General features: G+C 68.1%; 21 protein-coding genes. 19 read left to right on the forward strand and 2 right to left on the reverse strand.

The window, feature by feature from the left end; translation table 11 throughout:
- Positions 1 to 14: 14 nt before the first annotated feature.
- Positions 15 to 2,030, reverse strand: coding sequence for a Stk1 family PASTA domain-containing Ser/Thr kinase (gene pknB / locus C5E06_RS08255; protein WP_104306573.1), 2,016 nt, complete (start codon positions 2,028 to 2,030; stop codon positions 15 to 17).
- A 134-nt stretch (positions 2,031 to 2,164) separates the two neighbouring features.
- On the opposite strand from pknB, the gene C5E06_RS08260 reads away from it, so the two are divergent.
- Positions 2,165 to 2,509, forward strand: coding sequence for an Rv2175c family DNA-binding protein (locus C5E06_RS08260; RefSeq protein WP_104241128.1), 345 nt, complete (start codon positions 2,165 to 2,167; stop codon positions 2,507 to 2,509).
- Between the two features lie 61 nt (positions 2,510 to 2,570).
- Here C5E06_RS08260 and C5E06_RS08265 read toward each other — a convergent pair whose 3' ends face one another.
- On the reverse strand, positions 2,571 to 3,653 hold the full coding sequence (locus tag C5E06_RS08265) for a polyprenyl synthetase family protein (RefSeq protein WP_104241129.1): 1,083 nt from the start codon (positions 3,651 to 3,653) through the stop codon (positions 2,571 to 2,573).
- An 87-nt stretch (positions 3,654 to 3,740) separates the two neighbouring features.
- Here C5E06_RS08265 and C5E06_RS08270 point away from each other — a divergent pair, with 87 nt between their 5' ends.
- The 18 genes from C5E06_RS08270 to C5E06_RS08355 all read left to right on the forward strand — a co-directional run bounded on the left by C5E06_RS08270 (position 3,741) and on the right by C5E06_RS08355 (position 22,656).
- Positions 3,741 to 4,124: a DUF3040 domain-containing protein gene (locus C5E06_RS08270; RefSeq protein ID WP_104241130.1), complete on the forward strand. Its 384-nt coding sequence runs from the start codon at positions 3,741 to 3,743 to the stop codon at positions 4,122 to 4,124.
- 270 nt (positions 4,125 to 4,394) lie between these two features.
- Positions 4,395 to 4,826, forward strand: a complete 432-nt coding sequence (gene mraZ / locus C5E06_RS08275; protein WP_104241131.1) for a division/cell wall cluster transcriptional repressor MraZ — start codon at positions 4,395 to 4,397, stop codon at positions 4,824 to 4,826.
- A gap of 192 nt (positions 4,827 to 5,018) precedes the next feature.
- Positions 5,019 to 6,020 (forward strand): 16S rRNA (cytosine(1402)-N(4))-methyltransferase RsmH, encoded by a 1,002-nt coding sequence (gene rsmH / locus C5E06_RS08280; RefSeq protein WP_258067567.1) that lies wholly within the window; start codon positions 5,019 to 5,021, stop codon positions 6,018 to 6,020.
- Positions 6,017 to 6,580: a hypothetical protein gene (locus C5E06_RS08285; protein ID WP_146081018.1), complete on the forward strand. Its 564-nt coding sequence runs from the start codon at positions 6,017 to 6,019 to the stop codon at positions 6,578 to 6,580. The genes rsmH and C5E06_RS08285 overlap by 4 nt, the downstream gene beginning before the upstream one ends.
- A 36-nt stretch (positions 6,581 to 6,616) precedes the next feature.
- Positions 6,617 to 8,386: a penicillin-binding protein 2 gene (locus C5E06_RS08290; protein ID WP_104241134.1), complete on the forward strand. Its 1,770-nt coding sequence runs from the start codon at positions 6,617 to 6,619 to the stop codon at positions 8,384 to 8,386.
- Between the two features lie 23 nt (positions 8,387 to 8,409).
- Positions 8,410 to 9,942 (forward strand): Mur ligase family protein, encoded by a 1,533-nt coding sequence (locus tag C5E06_RS08295; RefSeq protein ID WP_104299065.1) that lies wholly within the window; start codon positions 8,410 to 8,412, stop codon positions 9,940 to 9,942.
- A gap of 4 nt (positions 9,943 to 9,946) precedes the next feature.
- Positions 9,947 to 11,365 carry a UDP-N-acetylmuramoyl-tripeptide--D-alanyl-D-alanine ligase gene (murF, locus tag C5E06_RS08300; protein WP_104306576.1) on the forward strand — a complete coding sequence of 473 codons (1,419 nt, stop codon included), beginning with the start codon at positions 9,947 to 9,949 and terminating at the stop codon, positions 11,363 to 11,365.
- Complete coding sequence (gene mraY, locus C5E06_RS08305; protein ID WP_104306577.1) at positions 11,362 to 12,459, forward strand: phospho-N-acetylmuramoyl-pentapeptide-transferase; 1,098 nt, start codon at positions 11,362 to 11,364, stop codon at positions 12,457 to 12,459. Before murF ends, mraY begins: the two co-directional genes overlap by 4 nt.
- Positions 12,456 to 13,967: a UDP-N-acetylmuramoyl-L-alanine--D-glutamate ligase gene (murD, locus tag C5E06_RS08310; RefSeq protein WP_104306578.1), complete on the forward strand. Its 1,512-nt coding sequence runs from the start codon at positions 12,456 to 12,458 to the stop codon at positions 13,965 to 13,967. The genes mraY and murD overlap by 4 nt, the downstream gene beginning before the upstream one ends.
- On the forward strand, positions 13,927 to 15,156 hold the full coding sequence (gene ftsW / locus C5E06_RS08315) for a putative lipid II flippase FtsW (protein ID WP_104306579.1): 1,230 nt from the start codon (positions 13,927 to 13,929) through the stop codon (positions 15,154 to 15,156). Before murD ends, ftsW begins: the two co-directional genes overlap by 41 nt.
- On the forward strand, positions 15,153 to 16,238 hold the full coding sequence (locus C5E06_RS08320) for a glycosyltransferase (protein ID WP_104306580.1): 1,086 nt from the start codon (positions 15,153 to 15,155) through the stop codon (positions 16,236 to 16,238). Before ftsW ends, C5E06_RS08320 begins: the two co-directional genes overlap by 4 nt.
- Before the next feature lie 89 nt (positions 16,239 to 16,327).
- Positions 16,328 to 17,737 carry a UDP-N-acetylmuramate--L-alanine ligase gene (gene murC / locus C5E06_RS08325; protein ID WP_104307256.1) on the forward strand — a complete coding sequence of 470 codons (1,410 nt, stop codon included), beginning with the start codon at positions 16,328 to 16,330 and terminating at the stop codon, positions 17,735 to 17,737.
- Positions 17,734 to 18,456 carry an FtsQ-type POTRA domain-containing protein gene (locus C5E06_RS08330; RefSeq protein WP_104306581.1) on the forward strand — a complete coding sequence of 241 codons (723 nt, stop codon included), beginning with the start codon at positions 17,734 to 17,736 and terminating at the stop codon, positions 18,454 to 18,456. The genes murC and C5E06_RS08330 overlap by 4 nt, the downstream gene beginning before the upstream one ends.
- Positions 18,457 to 18,709: 253 nt before the next feature.
- Positions 18,710 to 19,936 carry a cell division protein FtsZ gene (ftsZ, locus tag C5E06_RS08335; RefSeq protein WP_104306582.1) on the forward strand — a complete coding sequence of 409 codons (1,227 nt, stop codon included), beginning with the start codon at positions 18,710 to 18,712 and terminating at the stop codon, positions 19,934 to 19,936.
- 7 nt (positions 19,937 to 19,943) lie between these two features.
- Positions 19,944 to 20,660 (forward strand): YggS family pyridoxal phosphate-dependent enzyme, encoded by a 717-nt coding sequence (locus C5E06_RS08340; RefSeq protein ID WP_104306583.1) that lies wholly within the window; start codon positions 19,944 to 19,946, stop codon positions 20,658 to 20,660.
- 33 nt (positions 20,661 to 20,693) lie between these two features.
- On the forward strand, positions 20,694 to 21,200 hold the full coding sequence (locus C5E06_RS08345) for a cell division protein SepF (RefSeq protein WP_104306584.1): 507 nt from the start codon (positions 20,694 to 20,696) through the stop codon (positions 21,198 to 21,200).
- Positions 21,201 to 21,318: 118 nt separating this feature from the next.
- Positions 21,319 to 21,603 (forward strand): YggT family protein, encoded by a 285-nt coding sequence (locus C5E06_RS08350; protein WP_104241146.1) that lies wholly within the window; start codon positions 21,319 to 21,321, stop codon positions 21,601 to 21,603.
- Between the two features lie 306 nt (positions 21,604 to 21,909).
- Positions 21,910 to 22,656, forward strand: coding sequence for a DivIVA domain-containing protein (locus C5E06_RS08355; protein ID WP_104241147.1), 747 nt, complete (start codon positions 21,910 to 21,912; stop codon positions 22,654 to 22,656).
- Positions 22,657 to 22,663: the final 7 nt, after the last annotated feature.

Genomic DNA, 22,663 nt, shown 5'->3' on the forward strand with positions numbered 1-22,663 from the left:
CAGCGGCAGAGCGCCTAAAGCGTTGCGGTGGCCGTGAGCGTGACGTTCGACCCGGCCGGTACCTCGACCCCGGCGGCGGGCGACTGCGTCGAGACGACGAACTTGATGACCGGGTTCGGGTCGTTGACGATGCCGGGTGGAACGTTGTGGCCGACCGTCAGCCCGAGTCCCTCGAGCGTCGCGATGGCTTCTCCGATGGGTGCGCCGACGACGTTGGGGAGGACGACGGGGGCTGGCCCCTTCGAGACCGAGATGTTGATGGTGTCGCCCGGAACGACCGGATCGGTGGTGGTCGAGGAGGCGATGACGGTACCGCTGGCGACCGAGGCCGAGAATTCCCGGCTCGACACGTTGACGACGAGACCGGCTTCCTCGATGAGCTTCGTCGCGTTCGCTTCCGTCTCACCGGCGACGTCCGGCAGGATTCCGGCCGAGGCCACGAGGCGGATGGGCTGCCCCTCGGCGAGCGTGGAGGGGAGTGGAGCGCCGGTGGTGTCCGTCGCTGCGATCACGATGTCGGCTTCCTCGTCGGAGAACTGGCGCAGGGTCGTGGCCTGGTCGTAGGTGAAGCCTGCCTCGGTGATGGCGGATTCCGCCGCCTCGAGGGTCAGCCCCTCCAGGGCCGGCACCGTGAGCATCTCCGGCCCGGCGGAGACGACGAGGGAGATCGGAGTCTCCGGGGCGAGCGACGTGCCGGCCTGCGGGTCCATGTCCATGACGGTGCCGGCAGCGACCTCGAGCGAGAACTCCTGCGTGACATCGCCGACGGTGAAGCCGGCTGCGGTGATCGCCGACTCCGCGTCGGCCTGCGTGAGGGAGACCGCCTCGGGGACGGTGTTGTAGGAACCAGGTCCGAGTCCGAACCACCAGCCGATACCACCGGCCGCTGCGACGAGCGCGATGACCAGGATGGCGATGACCGCCCCGAAGGTGCGTCGCTTGCGGGCGCCCTGCTCGGCCGTCGAGGTGGCTTGCGGGAGCGATGGCTCGAGCTCCGCGGCGCTTGGCTCCGGGAAGATCGGGGCCCCGACCACGGTGGGGGCGTCTCCGGGTCTGAAGGGCTCGACGTGTCCTTCGGAGAACTCCGGAGGTGAGGACGCGGACGACACCTGGCTCGTGATGAGGGCGAGCTCCGTCGGGTCGGTGTCCTCGACGTCGCTCTGGCTCGCGGTGGACAGCACCGCCGTCGGGTCGATGGGCCGGGCCGACTGGCCGAGTTCGGCTTCTGCGCGACGCAGCGCTTCGAGCATCACGCCGGCGTCCGCTGGCCGAAGCTCGGGATCGCGTTCCGTCGACCAGGCGACGAGCTCGTCGAGTTCGTGCGGAACGCTGGCGTTGACCTCGCTGGGGGCGGGAACCGTCTCGTTGGCGTGGCGGTACGCGATGTTGACCGGCTGGTCGCCTCGGTATGGCTGCTCGCCCGTCAGCATCTCGAAGAGCATGATGCCCAGCGAGTAGATGTCGCTGCGCACGTCGGCCGTGCCCTTGGTCACGAGTTCGGGACTCAGGTAGGCGATGGTGCCGAGCAGGACCTGCCCGGTCGCCGTGTTCGCGCTCGCCGCACGGGCGAGACCGAAGTCGCTGAGCTTGATGCGGCCGTCGTCGGCGAGCAGGACGTTCTCGGGCTTGAGGTCGCGATGCACGATGCCGAGCTTGTGCGCTGCCTGGAGGCCCGCGAGCACGGCGTCCATGACGTCGATCGACTGCTCCGGGGTGAGTCGGTGATGGTCGTGGAGCAGGTCTCGGAGCGTGATGCCCGGGATGTACTCCATCACCATGTAGGCGAAGACCTCGTCGTCACCCTGGTCGTAGACGTTCACGACGTTCGGGTGGGTGATCTTCGCCGCAGAGCGCGCCTCGCGGATGAACCGCTCGCGGAAGCGCTCGTCGGCGGCGAGGTGGTCGTGCATCACCTTGACCGCCACCCTGCGCTCGAGGCGCAGATCAGTGGCGACATAGACCGTAGCCATGCCGCCCTTGGCGATCAGAGAGCGCACTTGATATCGGCCGTCGATCAGACGGCCGATCATGTCGTCGGGACCAACGGGACTCACGTCGTGCAGGATAGCCCGACAAGGCACGCGCCTCCGGGATGAAACACCGCACGGCATCGAGGAATCACTCGGGCTCGCATCGATGCGCCGAGTCTGCGACCATGTGAGGCGTGAGCGACGTCTTCAGTACCCGTGAGTGGTACACGATTCCCCAGGCAGCATCCGAGCTCGGTGTCTCGACGGGGCGCGTGTCGACCCTGATCGAGGACAAGCAGCTGCTGTCGTTCCGCATCGAGCGAGAGCCGCGGATCCCGCAGGAGTTCATCAAGGACGGCGAGCCGCTGGCGGGTCTCCGGGGAACGCTCTTCCTGCTCGGCGACGCGGGGCTCAGTGCCCACGACCAGATGGTGTGGCTCCTGAGCGTCGATGAGACGCTCGGTGTCGCGCCCCTCGACGCGCTCGTGCAGGGACGGAAGACGCAGGTGCGTCACGCCGTCCAGCTGCTCGCCATCTAGTCGACCAGCGCGGCTCGCCGCCGGCCAGCCGGCTGCTGGCACCGAGCGGGTTGCCAGCTGGTCAGTGCTCCCGGTGCGCCGTGCGCTCCGCGAGCTGCTCGAGCAGTCGCCGCGACCCGGGGTCGAGCTCGAGGCCCTGCAGTCCGGCGAGCGCCTCGACGAGCGAGGAGCTGATCAGCTCCTCCACGCGCTGCAATCCGCCGGACTCCGCGATGAGCGCCTGCATCCAGGCGATCTGCGTCTCATCGAGCCCCTGGTCTCCGAGGAGCTCGTCGAGCCGCGCCGAGTCCGAAGGCGACGCGAGCTCCTGGGCTGCGGCGATCATGAGGGTTCTCTTGCCCTCTCGGAGGTCGTCTCCGCTGGGCTTGCCGGTGACCGCCTCGTCCCCGAACACGCCGAGGACGTCATCCCGGAGCTGGAAGGCGAGGCCGAGGGGCAGCCCGAACGCGCGAATCTGCTGCACGAGGGCATCGGAGGCACCTCCGAGGAGCGCTCCGAGCACAAGAGGCTCCTCGACGCTGTACCTGGCGGACTTCGAGATCGCGATCGTCGTCGCCCGGGACGCGCGTGCGTCGATGGGCACGACCGGCCACGCCACCTCCTCGACGAGGTCGAGGTACTGGCCGATCGTCACCTCGCTGCGCATCTTGCTGAACTCGGCTCGTGCGCGAACGGCGTCCGCTGGGGGTACGAGGGCGCAGGCCTCCACGAAGAGCTGGTCGCTCCAGACGAGCAGCAGGTCGCCGAGCAGGATGGCGGCGCTGAGACCGAAGTGCTCCTCGTCGCCAGCCCAGCCGGAGGCGTGGTGGTGCTTCGAGAAGGCGCGGTGTGTGGAGGGTGCACCCCTGCGCGTGTCGGAGCGATCGATGATGTCGTCGTGGACCAGGGCCGCGGCGTGGAAGAGCTCGATCGAGGCCGCAGCGAGGATCACCGCCTCACTCTGCTCGGGCGTGCCGGCGGCGCTGCTGTATCCGGCGGCGCAGAACGACGCTCGGAGGCGCTTGCCGCCCGTCGTGAAGGCCCCGGCCTGCTCCAGGAAGGCGGGCACATCGACGCCGATCGGCCCCAGAACCTGAAGATTCTCGGCAATTGTGGCGTCCAGACGACGCTGGACTTTGGAGGACAGCGTAGAACTCTCAGACACGACACCACTCTACCCAGGTGCGCGCGCCTACAATGGGCGCAATACTTCGGAGCGGGGCTCCGATCGCCCCCTGAGCACGAGGTCAACATGGCACTATCTGAGCAAGAGCAGCGGCTGCTTGATGAGATGGAGCGCAGCTTCTACCAGAACGATGCGGACGTGGTGTCCACATCGCCGAGAAGCGGCGCTGCGGTCACCACGCGAGCCGTCGTGGTCGCGTTCCTTTCCGTCGCGGTCGGCATCGGCGTCGTCGTCGCCGGCGTCGCCACCAACATCCCGGTCCTGGGTGTCGTCGGGTTCGTCCTGATGCTGGCGGGAGTCGTCTACGCGTTCGCCGCCCCGAAGGGCGCGGCTTCGCAGTCCGACCCACTGCCGACCGGTCGCCCCTCACCGAAGAGCGGCGAGTCGTCCGACGGTTCGTTCATGGACAAGCTCGGCAACCGCTGGGACAAGCGGCAGCAAGGGGAGTAGCAACGGGGGAGTCCTCCCACTGCCCTCCACTTCGCACCTTCCCCCACCCACCTCACTTCCTCACCTCGGGACCGGCCACCTGGCCGGTCCCCTTTTTTGTGCGCTTGTGAGGTGAAAACAGCTCCACTTCCCTCCACCGTTGAGAGGCCAGTAATTTACTGGCCTCTTTCTGCATTCACAGGCGAGAAAAGGCGCGTTTGCGTAGATGTGTGGTGGGTTGTGGAGTAAAGTGGAGCATGTGGGGATTCAGCGACAGGGAGGGAGGCGTGCATGTTCCTTGGCACGTACTCGCCCAAGCTCGACGAGAAAGGCCGGCTCATCCTTCCGGCCAAGTTCCGCGACGAGCTCGAAGAGGGTGTCGTGCTGACCCGAGGGCAGGACCGCTGCGTCTACGTCTTCTCCACGAGCGAGTTCGAGGAGCTCCACAACCGCATCCGCCAGGCCCCCGTCACCAGCAAGCAGGCCCGTGATTACCTGCGCCTCTTGCTCTCCGGAGCCCACGCGGAGACGCCTGACCGGCAGAACCGCGTGACCATCCCGCAGCAGCTCAGGCAGTACGCGGGGCTCGACCGCGAGCTCGCCGTGATCGGTGCGGGCAGTCGCGCCGAGATCTGGGATGCAGAGGCCTGGAACACCTACGTCGCGGCCAACGAGGCCGCCTTCTCCGAGACCGCGGAGGAGGTGATCCCGGGACTCTTCTGACCCTGACCGCCGATTCTCAGCCGTTCCGCTCTGAAGCGCCTTCCCTCGCAGCAGAGCTCAGCAGCACCGCGGAGCCCCATCTGAAGCCACTTCCCCGGCGGCAGAAGGAATCTCCACTTCGCTCCCCTCGCGCATCGCCGCGGGGAGAGAGAACGGATGGGAATCAGTGATCAGGGAGGAACCCGCATCGTCATGACAGAGAACAGCCAGAACACACAGCCGGAGAACGGCAGCGAACGCGACCCGGCATCGCTGCACACGCCAGTGCTCCTCGAGCGCTGCGTGGAGCTCCTCGCGCCTGCGCTGCAGGCCCCAGGCAGCATCTACGTCGACGCGACGCTCGGCATGGGCGGCCACAGCGAGGCGGTCCTCGACCGCTGCCCGAACGCCCGCCTGGTCGGATTCGATCGCGATTCGGAGGCGCTCGGCCTCGCCGGTCGGCGCCTCGCTCGCTTCGGCGATCGGGTCACGCTCGTGCACGCCGTCTACGACGAGTTCGAGTCGTCGCTCGTCGAGCTCGGGATCGACACCGTCGACGCCGTCCTGTTCGACCTCGGCGTCTCGTCGCTCCAGCTCGACGAAGCGAGCCGAGGCTTCTCCTACAGCCAGGACGCGCCCCTCGACATGCGCATGGACGCCACGAAGGGCGTCACAGCGGCAGAGATCGTCGCCACGTACGGTGAAGAGGAGCTCAAGCAGCTCTTCTACCGGTACGGCGACGAGAAGCTCGCTCCTCGCTACGCGAGCTGGATCGTGCGCGAGCGGGCCCAGGCCCCGATCGCGACGACCGGACAGCTCGTCGACGTGCTCCAGCGAGCCACGCCAGCCGCGAAGCGCGATGCCGGTCACCCTGCGAAGCGCGTCTTCCAGGCCCTCCGCATCGAGGTCAACGCCGAGCTTGGCGCGCTCGAGCGTGCCCTCCCGCAGGCCCTCGATCGAGTCGCCCTCGGCGGGCGCGTCGTCGTCGAGGCCTACCAGTCCCTCGAGGACCGCTTCGTGAAGCGGCTGTTCGAGGCGAAGACCACTTCGACCGCGCCGAGCGGCCTCCCGGTCGAGCTGCCAGAGCACAAGCCCGAGTTCGAACGTCTCGTCCGCGGAGCTGAGCGGGCCGGCGCCGACGAGGGCGAGATCAATCCACGAGCACTTCCCGTGCGCTTGCGCGCGGTGGCGAGAGTTAGGAGCCCACGGGCATGACTGCAGCAACAAGCCTCCTCCGCGGGTCCACCTCCACGCGTCGCCAGAAGTCGGCCCCAAGGGAGGCGACATCGTCGCCGCGGTTGCGACTCGTCGAGGCGCCTGGCGCCCGGCGGCTCCCGAGCCTCCGCTCGATGCTCATCTCCCTCGTCGTCCTCGCCGGGGTCTTCGTCACGCAGCTCGCCCTGAGCATCGCGATCTCCCAGGGCGCCTACGAGGTGAGCGGGCTCGAGCAGACGCAGACGGAGCTCGCCCGCACCGAGTCAGCGGCGCTCGAGGAGCTCAGCGCCATGTCGTCGGCGCAGAACCTCGCCGTCGAGGCCACGAAGCTCGGCATGGTGCCGACCGACTCGCAGGCGTTCCTGCAGGTCGGCAGCGGCTCGCTCGCCACCGATGCGGCCTCCACCGGCACCGCCGCTCCCATCAACACGGGTCTCGTGACGAACGAGGTCACGCAGCCAGCGGCACCGGTCGCCGACCCCAACGGAGTTTCAGCGGAGCAGGCCGCCGCGCCTGCCGTACCCTCGGTCACCGAGCTGCGTTCTCCCTCCACGAGGTAGACCCACCAAGAGCAACGCCAGAGGGGGAGGACCACCGTGTCACCGAAAGTGTCCAGGCGCAGGGCAGGCCTCGTCATCATCCTGGTGACCGCGGTGCTCGTCGCCTTCGGAGTGCGTCTCATCGACGTGCAGCTGGTCTCCGCGTCGACCATCAACGCCGACGCCGAATCGAAGCGCGGCGTCTCCAGCACCATCTTCAGCGAGCGCGGCTCGATCATCGACCGCAACGGCGAGATCCTCGCCGACTCCGCCGACCGATTCGACCTGACGGTCGCCCCAGCGAATGTCGCAGAGTTCGATCGCACGGGCGACGACGGCAAGACCGCCACGGTCTCCAGGGACCAGGCGCTCGGCGAGATCGCAGCCATCACCGGGCAGCAGCAGGCCGAGCTCATCGGCGTCATCGACGGGGCGCTTGCCATCGACCCCGACAGCAACTTCGCGTACCTCAGCCGGGGGCTCGAGCTCGCCGCGTATCAGAAGGTGCGCGCGCTCGAGATCCCATGGATCTACCCGAAGCGGGAAGCGGCGCGCGTCTACCCCAACGGGCAGGTGGCCGGGAACCTCACCGGCTTCCTCGGCGCCGACGGCGAGCCCCTTGCGGGACTCGAGCTGTCGGAGAACAAGTGCCTCGCGGGCGTCGACGGCGAGGAGACCTACGAGCGAAGCGCGGACAACGTGCGCATCCCAGGCACCGAGGTCACGCTGACCGAGGCGAAGCAGGGTGGCACGCTCAAGCTCACGGTCGACGCCGACCTGCAGTACTACGCACTCCAGGTTCTCGCGCAGCAGGTCACGGCGATGGGTGGCCAATGGGGGCACATCATCGTCCAGGAGGTCGGCACCGGCAAGATCCTCGCCGCGGCGGACTTCCCGTCCGTCGACCCAAACGACCCTGGCGCCACGGCGACGGAGGACCGCGGCTCGCGCGCCTTCACAGCACCGTACGAGCCCGGCTCGACGATGAAGGCACTCACCGCAGCGATGGTCTTCGACAAGGGCCTCTCCACGCCCGCTGAGCAGTTCACGGTGCCCGGCCGCTTCGAGCAGACCGACGTCAGCTTCGGCGACGACTGGGCGCACGGCGACGAACGCTGGACCGCTGCTGGCATCATGACGCGCTCCTCCAACATCGGCATCGCCTTGATGGGGCAGCGATTGAGCGCGGGCGAGCGCTACGACTACATGCTCGACTTCGGCCTGAACGCCGACACCGAGGCCGACTTCCTCGGAGAGGAGGCCGGAACGGTCCGCCCGTACGACGAGTGGGACCCGCAGACCAACTACGCCACGATGTTCGGCCAGGGCCTGCAGGTCACGGCCCCGCAGATGGCGAGCGCCTACCAGACCATCGCCAACGGCGGTCAGCGGCTTCCCGTCCAGCTCGTCGAGGGCTGCGAGACCGAGGACGGCTTCGTGCCGAGCGAACCCGGTGAGCCGCGCCAGGTCGTCTCCGCGCAGGCCGCAACCGACACGCTGACGCTGCTCGAGGCCACGGCGCAGAGCGGGAGCCTCGCGAACGAGGTGGCGATCCCCGGCTACCGTGTCGGCATCAAGACGGGCACCGCCGAGGTCTCTGACGGGCAGGGCCAGTACGTCGACGGCAGCTTCATGACCTCGATGGCGGGAGTCGCTCCGATCGACGACCCCAAGTACGTCGTGACGGTCTCGATCATGAACCCAACTACGATGAGGGGCAGCGCCGCCACCGCGCCAGCATGGCACGATGTCATGGCCTACGTCCTCCAATCCAACCGGGTGGCACCATCGCCGAGCCCGTGGCCGACGATCCCGACCACGTTCTGATCCGCACTACTGCACAGGAAGTCATGCCCGCAGCAAGCATTCGTCCATCCCACCCAGTGCCGCGCTCGCTCTCCGAGCTGTGCGCGCACTTCGGACTCGACGCCCCAGAAGGCGTCGACCAGGTCGAGGTGACCGGCGTCTCCATCTCATCACTGGACGTCGAAGCCGGAGACCTGTACGTGGGGCTCCCCGGTGCTCGCGTGCACGGAGCCAGCTACGCCGCGAACGCGGCCGAGGCCGGCGCCGTCGCTGTCCTCACCGACGCCGCCGGGGCCGAGCTGGCCGGCGACCTCGGAGTACCGGTCCTCGTGACCGAGGAGCCGCGTCTCGCGCTCGGCGACGTCTCCGCGTGGATCTACCGCACCGACCCGGACCAGCCGAAGCTCTTCGGCGTCACGGGAACCAACGGGAAGACGTCCGTCGTCTACATCCTCGACGGCCTCCTGCTGCAGCTGGGGGTCGTCACCGGCCTCACCACGACGGTCGAGCGCCGCATCGGCGAAGAGCGCATCGAGGCGAGCCTGACGACGCCAGAAGCCAGCGAGCTGCACGCGCTGCTCGCCCGCATGCGCGAGGTCGGCGTCCACGCGGCCAGCATCGAGGTCTCCGCGCAGGCCATCACGAGGCACCGGGTCGACGGCATCGAGTTCGACGTCGTCGGCTTCATCAACCTCTCGCACGACCACCTCGACGACTACGTCGACTTCGACGCCTACTTCGGCGAGAAGCTCAAGCTCTTCACACCGGAGCGCGCTCGACGCGGCGTCGTGTCGCTCGACTCCGAGTGGGGCGCGCGCGTCGTCGAGGACTCCCGCATCCCCGTCACGACCATCTCCTCCAAGCCCGGGACCGACGCCGACTGGAACCTGGTCGTCACCGACTCCAGCGGAGGCAGCACGAGCTTCACGCTCACGAGCCCAGATGACCGGGTCCTGCACACGAGCATCCCGATGCCCGGCTGGTTCTCTGCGGCTAACGCGGGACTCGCGATCGCGATGCTCGTCGAGTCCGGCTACGACCTCGGCGAGATCGCCGAGGTGCTCGAGCGTGACGGCGGCATCGACGCCTTCGTGCCTGGGCGCCTCGAACTGGTCTCCGGTGAGCGAGGCCCTCGCCTGTACGTCGACTACGGGCACACCCCGGACGCGTTCGAGCAGACTCTCGGCGCGCTTCGCGCGATGACGACGGGACGCCTCTTCATGGTCTTCGGTGCCGACGGCGACCGCGACCGGACGAAGCGGCCCGAGATGGCGCGAGTCGCCGCCGCAGGCAGCGACGTCGTCATCATCACCGACTACAACCCCCGCACCGAGGACCCGGACGAGATCCGACGCGTCCTCGTCGAGAGCGCCAGGTCGAGCCACCCCGAACGCGAGCTCTACGAGATCGCCGACGCGAGCCTCGGTCTGCGCAAGGCGGTTTCGCTTGCGGGCGCAGAGGACACTATCCTCGTTGCCGGTCCGGGCCACGAGAGCTACACCGAGGTCGCGGGCAAGAAGATCCAGTATTCGGCACGAGAAGAGGCCAGAGCGGCGCTCAGGGAAGCAGGGTGGTGAGCGGATGATCGAACTCCGACTTCGCGAGATCGCAGAGATCACCGGGGGAGAAGCCCGACCGGCGGCAGGCGACACCCTCGAGAGCGTCTTCTCCGGGACCGTCGACACCGACTCTCGGCTCATCCGAACCGGCGATATCTTCGTCGCCAAGCCGGGCGAGTTCACCGACGGACACCTCTTCGCGCCGAAGGCGGTCGAGAACGGAGCCGCTCTCCTGCTCGTCGAGCGCATCCTCGACCTCCCCGTCACCCAGGTCGTCGTCGATGACGCCGTCCTCGCGCTCGGGCGTCTCGCCACAGCGGTCGTGACCCGCGTCAAGGCCCGCGGCGAGCTCACGACGATCGCCGTGACCGGATCCAACGGCAAGACGACGACCAAGAACCTCCTCCGCGAGATCTTCTCGGCTCGAGGGGAGACCGTCGCCCCCGTCGCCAGCTTCAACAACGAGGTCGGAGCCCCGCTCACCTTCCTCAAGCTGACCGAGGGCACGCAGACCCTCATCGCCGAGATGGGTGCGAGCGCACCCGGCGAGATCAGCCGGCTCATCGCGATGGCCAAGCCCGACGTCGGGATCGTGCTCACGGTCGGCCTCGCCCACGCCGGCGAGTTCGGCGGCATCGAGGTGACGCTGACCTCGAAGACCGAGATGGTGCAGGGCCTCGTCGCCGGCGACACCGCCGTGCTGAACGCCGACGACGGCCGGGTCGCCTCGATGGCCGACAAGACCGAGGCCGACGTCCTCTGGTTCGGCAGGGGAGCTCGAGCGGATGTGCGTGCGAGCGACGTCTCGACGAGCCTCGCCGGCACCCAGTTCACCTTGCACCTGCCCGAAGAGGACGCCGTCCTGGTGCGCTTCGGGGTCATCGGGGAGCATCACGTCACCAACGCGCTCGCCGCGGCAGCCGCAGCCCACACGCAGGGAGTTCCGGCGACCGAGATCCGCGACGCGCTCGAGCGCGTCACCCGCGCTGAACAGTGGCGCATGGAGCTCCAGCACTCTGGCCAGGTCAACCTGATCAACGACGCGTACAACGCGAGCCCGGACTCCATGGCCGCTGCGCTGAAGACCATCGCGCAGATCGCGCCGACGGGGTCGCGCACGGTCGCGGTGCTCGGCGCCATGAGCGAGCTCGGCGACGCGTCGATCGAGGAGCACGACCGCCTCGGACTCCTCGCGGTCCGCCTCGGCATCGATCAGCTCATCGTCGTCGGCCGTGACGCGCGCGCGCTCCACCTCGGCGCCATCGCCCAGGGTTCCTGGGACGGCGAGTCCATCTTCGTCGAGTCCATGGACGAGGCCTACGAGCTCCTCGTGCGGGAGACCCGCCCTGGTGACCTCGTGCTCGTCAAGTCTTCGAACTCAGCGGGCCTCCGACACCTTGGGGACCGTTTCGCCGAGCACCTCAGGGGGCACTTCGCGTGATAGCGATCCTTATTGCCGGGGGCGTCGGGCTGGCGTTCACGCTCTTCATGACGCCGCTCTTCATCCGGCTCTTCCATCGCCTCGAGTGGGGTCAGTTCATCCGAGAGGACGGGCCCCAGGCCCACCACTCGAAGCGGGGCACCGCGACGATGGGCGGCATCGTCTTCATCGTGGGGTCGGTGCTCGCGTACTTCGCGGCGACGCTCGCGACGGGCGACCAGGTCACGGCCGCGGGACTCCTCATCCTCGGCATGATGGTCGGCCTCGGCGTCATCGGCTTCATCGACGATTTCCTCAAGGTGCGCAAGCAGCAGTCGCTCGGCCTCGGCGGATGGTCGAAGATCGCCGGCCAGGTCGTCGTCGCCGGGCTCTTCGCGGTGGTCGGCCTCCAGTTCCGCAACAACGACGGCGTGCCGGTCATCTCCACGCACATCTCGTTCATCCGCGACCTGCCCATCGACTTCATGGCGCTCGGCGCCGTCGCGGGAACGATCGCGCTCATCATCTGGATCGTCGTCATCACGACGAGCACATCGAACGCCGTCAACGTGACGGACGGCCTCGACGGCCTCGCCACGGGGGCCTCGATCATCTCGATCGGCTCGTACGGCATCATCGCCTACTGGCAGTTCAACCAGGCCTGCGGGACCGAGCGTCTCGCGGAGTCGCTCGAGTCGGCGTGCTACACGGCGTACGCGCCCCTCGACGTCGCGATCGTCGCGGCCGGCATCGCGGGAGCCCTCATCGGCTTCCTCTGGTGGAACACCTCGCCTGCGCAGATCTTCATGGGCGACACCGGCTCGCTCGGCTTGGGTGGTGCCATCGCCGCCTTCGCCATCATCACCCGGACCGAGCTGCTCCTCGTCCTCATCGGCGGGCTGTTCGTCATGACGACCGGATCCGTCATCGTGCAGCGCATCTACTTCAAGCTCACCAAGGGGAAGCGCATCTTCCTCATGAGCCCGATCCACCACCACTTCGAGTTGAAGGGCTGGGCTGAGACGACGGTGGTCGTCAGGTTCTGGATCATCGCGGGGCTGTGCGCCGCGCTCGGCATCGGCCTCTTCTACGCGGAGTGGGGGGTCACGACGTGACCCGCGACATCGAGGCGCTGCGAAGCTGGCACGACGACTGGAACGGCGTCGCCGTCGCAGTGCTCGGACTCGGCAAGACCGGGTTCTCGGTCGCCGACACCCTCACCGAACTCGGTGCGAGGCCGCACGTCATCGCCCAGTCCCACGACGAGGAGCGCGAGCGCATCCTCGACGTCCTCGACGTCCCCGTCACGATCGCCGAGAGCGACGACGTCGCGGTCGAGGCGCTGCGGGGCCTCGGCGCCGACCTCGTGGTCGCGTCTCCCGGCTTCGCGCCGAGCCACCCGCTCATCGCGGCGGCTGAATCGCTCGGCGTTCCGCTCTGGGGGGACGTGGAGCTCGCCTGGCGGCTTCGCGACAAGTTCGGGGAGGCGGCGCCGTGGCTCGCCGTCACCGGCACGAACGGCAAGACGACGACCACCCAGCTCGCAGCGCACATGGGGCTCGCCGCTGGCATCCGCACCGCGCCGTGCGGCAACATCGGCGTGCCGGTCCTCGACGTGCTCAGGGACCCGGCAGAGTTCCAGCTGCTCGTCGTCGAGCTCTCGAGCTTCCAGCTGCACTCGCTGCACTCGATGTCGGCGCACGCGGCCGTTGTCCTCAACATCGCGGACGATCATCTCGACTGGCACGGCGGAGCCGAGGCCTATCGAGCAGCGAAGGGGCGCGTCTACGAGCGTGCCCAGATCGCCTGCGTCTACAACAAGGGCGACGAGGCCACGCTGGATCTCGTCGAGGCGGCCGACGTCATCGAGGGATGCCGTGCGATCGGCTTCGGCACGGATGTGCCCGGTCCCAGCGATTTCGGTGTCGTCGACGGCATCCTCGTCGACCGCGCGTTCCTCGATGATCGAGCGCGCACCGCGCTCGAGCTGACGACGCTGGATGAGCTGCGCCTGCGCGGGCTCTCCTCGAAGCACCTCGTCGAAGACGTGCTGGCGGCCGCCGCTCTCGTCCGCGCGGTCGGTGTTCCCGTCTCCGCCATCTCGGCTGCGCTCTCGACGTTCTCCGTCGACCGGCACCGCCACGAGGTCCTCGCCGAGCGCTCTGGCGTCCTGTGGGTCGATGATTCCAAGGCCACGAACGTGCACGCGGCCGATGCCTCCCTCGCCGCTCACCGCAGCGTCGTCTGGCTGGTCGGCGGGCTCCTGAAGGGTGTCGACATCGCACCCCTCGTCGCGAAGCATGCAGGGCGGCTGCGGGGCGCCGTCGTGCTCGGAGCCTCGCGCTCCGAGGTCGTCGACGCGTTCGCGCAACACGCGCCCCAGGTCACCTTCATCGAGATCGACGTGAGCGAAACTGACTCCATCATGAGTCGTGCCGTGGCGGAAGCCGCTCGGCTCGCGCAGGACGGGGACACCGTGCTGCTCGCACCGGCGGCCGCCTCCATGGATCAGTTCGTGAGTTACAGCGACCGTGGTCAGCGATTCGCGCTGGCCGTCGCGTCGCATCTTGAAGGGGGCCTGCATGCCGAGACAGAAGGCTCCCCGGACCGCACCCCCGAGTAGTCCTGGCGGCTCGAGCGCCCGCACCGCGCCCGCCCGCAAGAGCTCCTCGACCGCCGTCGTCGTCTCCCTCGGCAAGCGCATCCGCGGCGTCAACAGGAACTTCGTGCTCCTGCTGTCCATCACGCTGTTCCTCGTCGGCTTCGGCATCGTCATGGTGCTCTCGAGCTCCTCGGTCGAGGAATTCGCGGGAGGGAACGCGGTCTCGTCACGGTTCGTGAGCCAGGCGACGTTCGCGGCGCTCGGCATCCCGCTCATGCTCTTCGCATCCCGGATGCCCCTCAGCTTCTGGAAGAGGTCGGCGTGGGCCGCGCTCGCCGTCGCCATCATCCTCCAGGCGCTCGTCTTCACGCCCATCGGCGTGGACATCAACGGCAACCGGGCCTGGATCAACCTCGGCTTCACGACGATGCAGCCGGCGGAGGTCGTCAAGGTCGCCCTTGTGCTCTGGCTCGGTCTCATCATCGGCCGCAAGCAGGGCAAGCTCCACATCGGCAAGGAGGTCGCGGTCCCGATCGTGCCCGTCCTGCTCCTCTGCTTCGGGATCATGCTCCTGAGCAAGGACCTCGGCACCATCATCGTGGTCGGGGCGCTTGTGCTCGGTGCGCTGTACTTCGGGGGAGTTGCAACCAGATACCTCCTGCTGGCTCTCGCCGTCGCCGTGGCCGGGGCGGTGCTGATGTCGGTCTTCAGCGACAACCGCATGGCCCGCATCACCAACTTCTTCGGCGGCGACGTCGACTACGAGTCGTGGGGGTGGCAGAGCGCCCACGGCCTCTATGCGCTGGCCGCCGGTGGCCTCTTCGGCTCCGGCCTCGGGAACTCGAAGGCCAAGTGGTCGTGGCTGCCTGAGGCCGACAACGACTTCATCTTCGCGATCATCGGCGAAGAGCTCGGGCTCGTCGGCGCGATCGTGGTGATCGGGCTCTTCGTCCTGCTCGCCGTCGTGCTCGTGCGCATCTACCACGAGGCGAGCGACTGGACCGCGAAGACGATCGTCGGCGGAGTGCTGACCTGGATCGTCTTCCAGGCCTTCGTGAATATCGCCGTGGTCATCGGCTTCCTCCCCGTGCTCGGCGTGCCGCTCCCGCTCGTCTCCTCCGGTGGTTCCGCGCTCATCACGACACTCTTCGCGATTGGCATAGTCTTGTCGATCGCCCGCAACCCGAAGAGATCGGAGTCACGCACGTGACCAACTACCTGCTCGCCGGAGGCGGCACGGCCGGCCACGTCAACCCACTCCTCGCAGTCGCAGATGCGCTGCGCGCCCGTGACCCGGAATCCAAGATCTTCGTCCTCGGCACGAAGGAAGGGCTCGAAGCGCGCCTCGTGCCAGCCCGCGGATACGAGCTCCTGACCATCCCGAAGCTGCCGTTCCCGCGACGCCCGAACGCGCAGGTGCTCACGTTCCTGCCGCGGCTTCGCGAAACCGTCTCCTCCGTCCGGCGCATGCTCGTCGAGCACGACATCGATGCGGTCGCAGGGTTCGGCGGCTACGCGGCCGCTCCCGCCTACCTGGCCGCCCGGGGGCGAGTGCCGATCGTCGTGCACGAGGCGAACGCGCTCCCCGGCATGGCGAACAAGCTCGGCGCGCGCTGGGCGAAGCGGGTCGGCGTGGCTTTCGACGGCACCCCGCTCCGTGGGGCCGTGACCGTCGGCATGCCCCTGCGCGCCGAGATCGAGCGCCTCGATCGTGCGGCGAAGCGGAGCGAGGCCGTCGAATTCTTCGGACTCGACCCGGCACGCCGCACCCTCCTCGTCACCGGAGGCTCGCTCGGTGCGAGGCGCGTCAACGAGACGGTGAGGGCCGTGGTCCCCGAGCTGATCGCGGAGGGGTGGCAGGTCCTTCACCTCGTCGGCGGGCTATCCAAGTTCGAGCACGACGAGCTCGACGGCTACCACGTCCTCGAGTACTGCGACCGAATGGATCTGGCCTTCGCGGCCGCCGACCTGGTCGTGGCTCGCGCTGGCGCGTCGACGGTCAGCGAACTCGGCGTCGTCGGACTCCCAGCCGTCTACGTGCCGTACCCCGCGGCCACGGGTGATCACCAGACGATCAACATCCGCTCGGTGCTCGCTGCCGGCGGCGCCCTCCGCGTGACCGACGGCGACTTCTCCCCGGAGTGGGCGTCGAAAGAGCTCCTCGCGCTCGCTCGCGACGACGAGCGCCGCGCTCGCATGGAGGCCGCGACCCTCGCGTCCGCGCAGCGGGACGGCGCTGCTCGCGTCGTCACGCTCCTCGACGAGGCGCTGCGGAGCCCTCAGGGGCGCTAGATTTCCCACCTCGGTCAGGCGGAGTACCCTCGACCATCGACGTGGCATACGCCGCGCAGCTCGAAGACCGAGCGAACCCAGGAGCAGAGATGATCAATCCAGACGCCACCGCGCAGATCCCCGATGAGATCGGCGCGGTGCACTTCATCGGCATCGGCGGCTCGGGCATGAGCGGCATTGCACGCATGATGCTCGACCGTGGCCTCACCGTCTCCGGCAGCGATCGCACCGAGAACTACGCGACCAGGGAGCTTCGCGAACGCGGAGCCCGGGTGGAGATCGGGCACGCCGCCGAGCACCTCGGCGACGCCGACACCATCGTCGTGACGAGCGCCCTCTGGCCAGACAACCCGGAGCTCGTCCTGGCGAAGCAGCGCGGACTCAACGTCCTGCACCGCTCGCAGGCACTCGTCTGGCTGACGCGCGGAAGCCGTCTCGTCTCGGTCGCAGGCGCACACGGGAAGACCACGTCGACCGGCATGGTCGTCACGGCGTTGGACGCGCTCGATGCCTCCCCGAGCTTCGTGAACGGCGGCATCATCTCGGCGCTCGGCACGAGCTCCGCGGTGGGCTCCGGTGAGGCGTTCGTCGTCGAGGCGGACGAGTCCGACGGGTCCTTCCTGTTCTACGACACGGCGATCGCGCTCATCACGAACGTCGACAACGACCACCTCGACCATTACGGCACCGTCGAGGCCTTCGAGGCCGCGTTCGTCCAGTTCGCAGACGCCGCCACCGAGGCCGTCGTCATCTCGAGCGACGACCCGCTCGCCGTCGAGCTGACCGGGAAGCTCTCCCACGACCGCATCCTGACCTTCGGCCAGGCTCCGTCGGCCGACGCGCGCGTCTCCGACATCGCGTCCGAGGGCGGGGAGACCCGGTTCACCGTCACCTGGCAGGGCGTCGACTACCCGGCCCTCCTGCACGTGCCCGGCGTCCACAACGCGCTGAACGCGACCGGCGCGTTCGTCGTCCTCGTGCAGCTCGGCTTCGAGCCCGCCGCCGTCCTCGACGCGCTCTCGAAGTTCGGAGGCACCAAGCGCCGTTTCGAGCTGCACGGCACGGTGAACGGTGTCAGCGTCTACGACGACTACGCCCACCACCCGGCCGAAGTCGAGGCAGCGCTCTCCGCGGCTCGCACCGTCGTCGGCTCCGGCCGCCTCATCGCCGTCCACCAGCCCCACCTCTACTCGCGCACGCTGGCGATGAGCGACGTGTTCGCCGAGGTCTACGAGCGCCTCGCCGACGAGACCGTCGTGCTCGACGTGTGCGGAGCTCGGGAGGACCCGATCGAGGGCGTCACCGGGGCCCTGGTGGAGAACGCCTTCGTCGACCAGAGCAAGGTCGCCTATCGCCCCGACTGGCAGGATGCTGCCGACACTGTGGCCCAGATCTCCCGCGACGGCGACTTCGTGATCACCTTCGGCTGCGGCGACGTCAACCTCATCGTGCCCCAGCTCCTCGACGCGCTCGGCGCGAAGGAGCAAGGCCAGTCGTGAGCGTGCTCGGCGACGAGGCGCGCCGATTCACCTGGCGCGCGCGACGGCGTCGTCGCATCCTGCTCTGGATCGCGGCGGCCCTCGCCGCCCTCGTGGCGTTCGTGGCGGTCGCCGTCTACAGCCCCATCATGTCCGTGCGGGAGATCGTGGTGTTCGGCGCCGAGCGCGTCGACAAGGCGCAGGTCGACGCATCCCTCGCCGATCTCAACGGCCAGCCGCTCGCCCTCGTCACGAACGAGGACGTTGAGACCCGGTTGCAGTCCTACGTGCTGGTGCAGAGCTACTCGATTCGAGTCGAACCTCCGAGCAGGCTCGTCGTGACGATCGTCGAGCGCTCCCCGATCGGTACCGTCCAGGTGCCGGCAGGCTACGACGTCATGGACGCAGCGGGAGTCGTGCTGTGGACGCAGCCGGAACCCGCCGCCGACATTCCCACCCTCGAGCTCGACGGGCAGGGAGTCGACTCCGAGGCGTTCGCGTCGGCAGCCGCGGTCTCGCTCGCGCTTCCCGTCGAGTTCCGCTCCGGAGTGGCTGCGGTCACGGCCAAGAGCATCGACGACGTCCGCCTCACGATGCGAAGCGGCGCGGAGGTCGTCTGGGGGAGCGCCGAGGAGTCCGACCGCAAGGCCGAGGTGCTCGCGGCTCTCGTCGCGGCGACAGCCGAGCAGTCCATCTCGAGCTACGACGTGTCGAGTCCGGAGACACCCGTCACCCGCTGATGCGAGCCCGCGGTGGCGGTCACGGGGAAACCTTCAAGTGGGGGTTGAAGCGACTCACGGTCATTCGCCGCGCAAAACGCAACACACCTGCGGACTGCACGGATCGTGCGGGCTTCGCGACCTAGCGTCGAAGCAAGCAATCAGGAAACCGCATATCTCTGAGCTTCAAGTAGAGGTTGAAGCTCTCGGGCTTCTCGCCGAGGTGTGCACTCCGTACTTCATCCACACCACACGCCAACGAGGGGCCGGACACGTGTCGAACACCAACAACTACCTCGCCGTCATCAAGGTCGTCGGCATCGGCGGCGGCGGCGTCAATGCAGTCAACCGCATGATCGAGCTCGGCCTTCGTGGCGTCGAGTTCATCGCGATCAACACCGATGCTCAGGCGCTGCTCATGAGCGACGCCGACGTCAAGCTGGACGTGGGCCGCGAGCTCACCCGTGGGCTCGGAGCGGGAGCCGACCCAGAGGTCGGACGCCGTGCCGCCGAGGACCACGCCGAGGAGATCGAGCAGGCGCTCGCCGGCGCCGACATGGTCTTCGTGACCGCGGGAGAAGGCGGAGGCACCGGAACGGGTGGCGCTCCGGTCGTCGCCCGCATAGCCAAGTCCATCGGCGCCCTCACGATCGGTGTCGTCACGAAGCCCTTCAGCTTCGAGGGTCGCCGCCGCATGCAGCAGGCCGAGCAGGGCGTTGCGACCCTGAAGGAAGAGGTCGACACCCTCATCGTCGTGCCCAACGACCGTCTCCTGGAGATCAGCGACCGCGGAATCTCGATGATCGAGGCGTTCTCCACGGCAGACCAGGTGCTGCTCGCCGGTGTGCAGGGCATCACCGACCTCATCACGACTCCTGGCCTCATCAACCTCGACTTCGCCGACGTGAAGTCGGTCATGCAGGGTGCCGGCTCCGCCCTCATGGGCATCGGCTCCTCCCGAGGCGCGGACCGTGCCATCAAGGCCGCAGAGCTCGCCGTGGCCTCACCTCTGCTCGAGGCGAGCATCGAGGGTGCCCACGGCGTCCTGCTGTCGATCCAGGGTGGCTCCAACCTCGGCATCTTCGAGATCAACGACGCCGCCAAGCTCGTGCAGGAGGCCGTCCACCAGGAGGCCAACATCATCTTCGGTGCCGTCATCGACGACACCCTCGGCGATGAGGTGCGCGTGACGGTCATCGCCGCAGGCTTCGCCGGTGGCGAGCCCAAGACGATCCAGGAGCAGCAGGTGGCCCCGGCGGTCGCCGCGGCTCCCGTGCAGCAGGCGAATACCGGAGCGATCGGGCTCGGCGCTGCTGCTGCCGCAGTCGCATCGGCCCCCGCGGCGCCCATCGAACGGGAGCCCGTCCAGGCCCCGGTCCCCGTAGCGCAGGCCCCGTCCTGGTCGACGGCTGAGGCTCCCACGATCGCTCCGCGCCGCGAGCCAGAGGCGGCGTACGACGACGCCGAGGACATCCTCGACGTCCCGGACTTCCTCAAGTAGGGCGCACATGCCAGAGCACGCAGTGGAGGCGCTCGGCCAGGGTCATTCGACGCTGGCCGAGCGCCTCTCGGCGATCCAGGCGGCCATCGGCGAGAGCTGCAGTGCCGCGGGCCGGGACGTCGCCGAGGTCACCCTCATCCCGGTCACCAAGTTCCACGGTCCAGAGCTCGTGGCCCAGCTCATCGACCTCGGACTGCGCCGCTTCGCGGAGAGCAGGCATCCGGAGGCGAGAGACAAGGCCGAGGCGCTCGCCGGCCGCGCCGAGCTCGAGTGGCACTTCGTCGGTCAGATCCAGACGAAGAAGGCCAGGCAGATCGCCCAGTACGCGGATGCCGTGCACTCGATCGACCGCGCGGGCCTCGTCGACGCCCTGTCGACGATCGAGCGCGAGCGGCCGCTGCCCGTCTTCGTGCAGGTCAACATGACGCCAGACGCCACCCGGGGTGGCGTCCAGCCCGACGAGCTCGACGCGCTCGTCGAGCACGTGCTCCGCACTCCGACCCTCGAGCTGCAGGGCCTCATGTGCGTCGCCCCGCTGGGGGAGGAGCCGCGCGCATCCTTCGGCGAGCTCAGGGAGCTGGGCCAGCGCATCCAGGCGCTCGCGCCAGCTGCCACCGCACTCTCGATGGGCATGTCGAACGATTTCAGGGAAGCCATCGAAAACGGTGCGACACACCTAAGGATCGGCGCGGCAATCACGGGAAAGCGCCCCGACCGGACGTAGCGTGGACGCACGCCGAACACACGGAGGAGCACAATGGCCAACCCGCTGCGCAATGCCATGGTCTACCTGGGCCTTGCTGACGAAGACGAGCAGAATCTGCACGACGCGACGCCCCAGGCGCAGCAGCAGCAGAGGCAGTCGCCCACGGCGGCCCCCTCGCCGCAGCTCTCCCCGGTGGTCACCGAGCGCCCCAAGCCGGCGCCAGTGACTCCGATCACCAAAGCTCCCAAGCACACTTCGACCCCGGCGATGGCGGAAATGAACGAGATCCTCACGGTCCACCCGAAGGCCTACAACAAAGACGCGCAGGTCATCGCCGAGAACTTCCGCGATGGCGTCCCGGTCATCATGAACCTCTCGGAGATGGACGAGGCTGAAGCCCGTCGCCTCATCGACTTCGCGAGCGGACTTTCTCAGGGCCTGTATGGCAAGATCGAGCGCGTGACGAGCCGGGTCTTCCTGCTCTCTCCGCAGCACATCGCCGTCCACGGCGAGTCGAGCAAGCTCGAGGCGGAGAAGGAAGCCTCGTTCTTCCAGTAGCCCCATCCAGTCAGGCTCTGCCGCCAGGCGGACCGGCCCGCATTCGCGCGAACGGTGAGACGGTGCATCCAGTGGGTGCACCGTCGCCGTGTCTGCGCGACAACATCTCAGGAAACGAATGAACATCCTCGGCGCGATCCTCGGCTTCATCATCGGCCTCTACATCATGGTGATGTGGGGGCGGCTGATCCTCGACTACGCGCGCATGTTCGCCCCGCGCTGGAAGCCGAAGGGCTTCGTCCTCGTGCTCTGCGAAGGCGTGTACTCGCTGACCGACCCGCCCCTCCGTGCGGTTCGGAAGGTCGTCCCGCCGCTCCGCATCGGCAACATCGCGCTCGACCTCGCCTGGATCATCGTGATGTTCGCCCTCGTCATCACGTCGAATCTCGTCCGTCTCCTCTGAGCGCGGCTGCCGTCCGGTCCCGGTTCTGCCCCGTGGATGGCCGGAATCGGCGTATTCCACGAGGTCAATGCCGACTTTCCCGGCAGAATGTGACGCGCGGGACCCAAGTGCCGTAATGTGACCTATGTGCTGTGCAGCACAGCAACGTTCTGCGCGCACACCTGTGCAACGCTAGTGTTGTCAAGTCAGACCCAGTGTCTTGAAGCAAGATCCAATGTCTTGAAGTCAGGCCCAGAGTCTTGAAGTAAAACTCAGTGTCTATACCAGATACAGACCAATCGCAGAGAGAGTCGAAAGGTGGCCGACATGGCACTCACTCCTGAGGACGTCATCAACAAACGCTTCCAGCAGACCAAGTTCCGCGAGGGGTACGACCAAGATGAGGTCGACGACTTCCTCGACGAGGTCGTTGCAGAGATGCGCCGCCTCGTGGGGGAGAACGAGCAGCTTCGTCAGCAGCTCGAAGAGGCACAGGCCCGCGCCGATCACGCGCCGGCCGCAGCCGCTCCCGCCCCGGTCGAGGAGCCCAGCGTCGAGGTCGAGGCAGCGCCCGAGCCCGAGCCGGAGCCCATCGCTCCGCTCGCTCAGCCCGCAGCTCCCGCACCCGTCGTCGCGCAGGGCGAAGACGAGGCCGAGACGAGCAGCTCGCTCATCGCGCTCGCCCGTCGCCTCCACGACGAGCACGTCGAAGAGGGAACCCGCAAGCGCGACGAGATCATCGCAACGGGCGAGACCCGTGCACGAGAGATCGTCGCCGAGTCCGAGACCCGCGCCCGTCAGATCGAGGGCGACAGCGAGAAGCGTGCCCGCGAGATCACGGCCGAGTCCGAGGGTCGTGCCCGCACGATCGTCACCGAGGCCGAGGCCAAGGAACGCGAGACCCTCGGTCGCCTCGAGGAGACCAAGACGAAGCTCGAGGCTCGCATCGAGGAACTCCGCATCTTCGAGCGCGAGTACCGCAACAACCTGCGCTCCTACATCGAGGGACAGCTCAACGACCTGAACCGTCAGGCCAGCGACGTCCTCGAAGGCTCCGCACCAGCGGGCCAGTAGCAACCGG

Origin of the sequence: Pseudoclavibacter sp. RFBI5 (genome assembly GCF_002931395.1) — a bacterium.
In the GTDB taxonomy this organism is placed as follows: Bacteria; Actinomycetota; Actinomycetes; order Actinomycetales; family Microbacteriaceae; genus Pseudoclavibacter.